Source organism: Actinomycetota bacterium (assembly GCA_035540895.1).
Taxonomy (GTDB): domain Bacteria; phylum Actinomycetota; class JAICYB01; order JAICYB01; family JAICYB01; genus DATLFR01.
Genome location: DATLFR010000232.1, coordinates 1 through 2,981 on the forward strand (window position 1 = coordinate 1; position 2,981 = coordinate 2,981).

Genomic DNA, 2,981 nt, shown 5'->3' on the forward strand with positions numbered 1-2,981 from the left:
GTCGGGCGGGCGGGAGCACGCCCGACCCGACGACCAGCACCCTCATCGGGCTAGAGGCTACCCGGTCGGGGAGGGGATCCGTCCGCGCCGTCGAAGTAGGAGCGGACAACCATCTGAGGAGGCTTCAATGCGCAGGTTCCGCATCGCAGCACTCGGGGCGGCCGCGGTCGCCCTCACCGTCGGACTCGGGGGAACACCCAGCGCCTCGGCAGCTTGCCGCCCGACGAAGCCCTTCCCCGCCGGCGACGAGCAGCTGAAGAAGGTCGTCACGCCGGCGGGCACCTTCTACTTCGACTACCGAGGCGACGACGAGGTCTGGGTCTACCTCGAGTCGAACGACACCGAAGGGCTGCAGCGAGGCGGCGGCCAGCTCGTGCTGGGCAGCGAGTGGACCGATGACTGCGACGACAAGCACGAGAGCGGCCCGGACACGCTCCTCTTCTGATCCCAACGACCCGACGGACGGAGGCCTCCCGGCTCTGGAGCCGGGGGGCCTTCGACTATCTTGGGCCCCCCAGAGCAGGAGGAAGAGATGAGTTGGACTGAACGGTCCGCCGCCCTGAGCGAGCTCCTAGGTCTGAGCACGCCGCCGATCGCCATCACCTTCACCGAGGCCGCTCCGGACGGGGTTGGCTTCTTCGACGCGCCGATGGCCGAGGCGACCCCCGACGGGCGCACCGGGCGCGTCCCGGCTGGGTGCGTCTTCTGGATGGAGGCGGCGAAGGGTCCGTTCGCGACCGCGCCGGCCGATCACGGCAACTGCAGCGTCGGGAGCCTCACCCACGGGCTCATCACGCTAGAGGAGGCGGCCGGCCGGGCCGATGTCGGGGCTATCGTCGAGGCCGGCTGGGTCGACCCGTCCGACTTCGCCGACATCCCCACCGTCTCCCGCAAGCCGGGGGCGATCACCTACGCCCCCCTGGACCGGACCCCGCTCGATCCGGACGTCGTCCTCGTCCGCGTGAACGGCAAGCAGATGATGGTCCTGCACGACGCGGTCCCCGACATGTACCTGGGCGGCAAGCCCCAGTGCCACATCGTGGCGATCGCGGCGGAGGAGGGCCGGGTGGCCGGCAGCGTAGGCTGCGCGCTCTCGAGGGTGCGCACGGCGATGCCCGCGACCGAGATGACGTGCGCCATCCCAGCGTCACAGCTCGACGCGCTGCTGGAGAGCCTGCGGGAGAACCGGGCCGCGGACGACGCCGTCGCGACCTACGCCGCCGAGGACAAGCGACGGTTCGCCCGGGCCTAGATGTAGTGGCCGGGCATGTCCTGGGATGGGGAGCCCGGCGGCTGCATCACGTTCACCCGGAACCGGGCGCGGCCCAGCGGGTTCCCGTCCACGGTCATCACGAACTCGTGATGGCCGTCCTGGGTGAGCGTCATGTTGTTGAGGTTGAGCACCATGACCACCGCGAGCGACTCCCCGGCGCGCATCTCGGGGGGACGGGCGGTGTCTATCTGTCCGGCGAAGGACTGGGGGAGCATGTCCCGGCCGTCGGCGTCCACCAGTCGGACATCGAACGCGTGGGGCCGCCCCGTCTCCTCCCACGGCACCTCGAGCGCGATGCAGACGGAGAGGTGGTGGTAGGCCGTGGGGAGCTGGGCGACGTTGAGCGCGTTCCAGCACCCGCCGGTGACGTAGAGCTTGCCGTTCACCGCCTCGGCGTGGTCGGCGCAGAAGAAGGCCGTGAGCCGCATCAGGCCGCGACGTGCAGGGTCTGCTCGCGGTCCGGGCCGACCGAGACGATCCGGATCGGCACCCGCGTCTCCTCCTCCAGGAACGCGATGTAGTCGCGGGCCTGCGCCGGCAGGTCGCCGGCCGACGTCGCTCTCGTGATCTCATCGCCCCACCCGGCCAGGTTCCGGAAGACCGGCCGGACGGCGTGGAAGACCGTCTGGTGGTAGGGCGCCTCCCTGTAGGTGGTGTCCCCCAGGGTGTACTCGGTGGCGACCGGCAGCGTCTCGAACCCCGATAGGACGTCGAGGTTGGTGATCACCAGCTCGTCGAAGCCGTTGAGACGGTCGGCGTAGCGGAGCAGGACGGCGTCGAACCAGCCGCAGCGCCGGGGGCGTCCGGTCACCGTCCCGAACTCCTTCCCGCGCTCCCGCAGGACGTCCCCCTCCTCACCGTGCAGCTCGGTCGGGAACGGACCGCTCCCCACCCGGGTCACGTACGCCTTCGCCACGCCGATCACCCGCGTGATGTCTCGCGGCGCGATGCCGGCTCCCACGCACGCACCGCCCGCCACCGGGTTGGAGGAGGTGACGAAGGGATAGTTGCCGTGGTCGAGGTCGAGCAGCGTCGCCTGGGCACCCTCAAGCAGGACGTGGCGCCCTTCCGTCACCGCCTCGTGCAGCAGCCCCACCGTGTCGGTGATGTACGGCTTCAGGCGCTCGGCGTAGACGCGGAACTCGGCCATCACGTCGGCCGGCTTGAGCGGCATCTTGTTGTAGGCGCGGGCGAGGAGCGCGTTCTTCTGCTTCATGGCCACGTCGAGCTTCTCGGCGAAGATCTTCGGGTCGAGCAGGTCCTGGACCCGCAGACCGACCCGGATGGCCTTGTCCGCGTACGCGAACCCGATCCCGTGCTTCGTCGTCCCGATCGCGTTCTTGCCCAGGTATCGCTCGGTCACCTTGTCCAGGGCGATGTGGTACGGCATCACGAGGTGCGCGTTCCCCGACACCCTCAGGCGAGAGCAGTCGATACCGCGGGAGGAGAGCATGTCTATCTCCTCCAGGAGCCGCTTCGCGTTGACGACGACCCCGTTGCCGATGACGGGCGTGATGTGGGGGTGCAGGATGCCGGACGGGATCAGGCTGAGCTTGTAGACCTCGTCCCCGACCACGATCGTGTGGCCGGCGTTGTCGCCGCCCTGGTAGCGGACGACCATCTCGACGTCGGGCGCGAGCAGGTCCGTGACCTTGCCCTTGCCTTCGTCTCCCCACTGCGCGCCGACGACCACGGTCACGGGCATGGC

The 2,981-nt window shown here is 69.7% G+C and carries 4 protein-coding genes; 2 read left to right on the forward strand and 2 right to left on the reverse strand.

Annotated elements, in window-relative coordinates; genetic code table 11:
- Window positions 1-127 precede the first annotated feature (127 nt).
- Together VM840_12960 and VM840_12965 are read left to right on the forward strand one after the other, a co-directional pair.
- Window positions 128-445 (forward strand): hypothetical protein, encoded by a 318-nt coding sequence (locus VM840_12960; GenBank protein HVL82492.1) that lies wholly within the window; start codon window positions 128-130, stop codon window positions 443-445.
- A gap of 87 nt (window positions 446-532) precedes the next feature.
- A complete protein-coding gene (locus tag VM840_12965) occupies window positions 533-1,252 on the forward strand; it encodes a DUF169 domain-containing protein (GenBank protein ID HVL82493.1) in 720 nt (239 codons plus the stop codon).
- On the opposite strand, the gene VM840_12970 is transcribed toward VM840_12965, so the two are convergent.
- Window positions 1,249-1,701 carry a hypothetical protein gene (locus VM840_12970; GenBank protein HVL82494.1) on the reverse strand — a complete coding sequence of 151 codons (453 nt, stop codon included), beginning with the start codon at window positions 1,699-1,701 and terminating at the stop codon, window positions 1,249-1,251. The two genes, VM840_12965 and VM840_12970, sit on opposite strands and share 4 nt — an antisense overlap.
- Window positions 1,701-2,978, reverse strand: coding sequence for an adenylosuccinate synthase (locus VM840_12975; protein HVL82495.1), 1,278 nt, complete (start codon window positions 2,976-2,978; stop codon window positions 1,701-1,703). The genes VM840_12970 and VM840_12975 overlap by 1 nt, the downstream gene beginning before the upstream one ends.
- Between the last annotated feature and the right edge of the window lie 3 nt (window positions 2,979-2,981).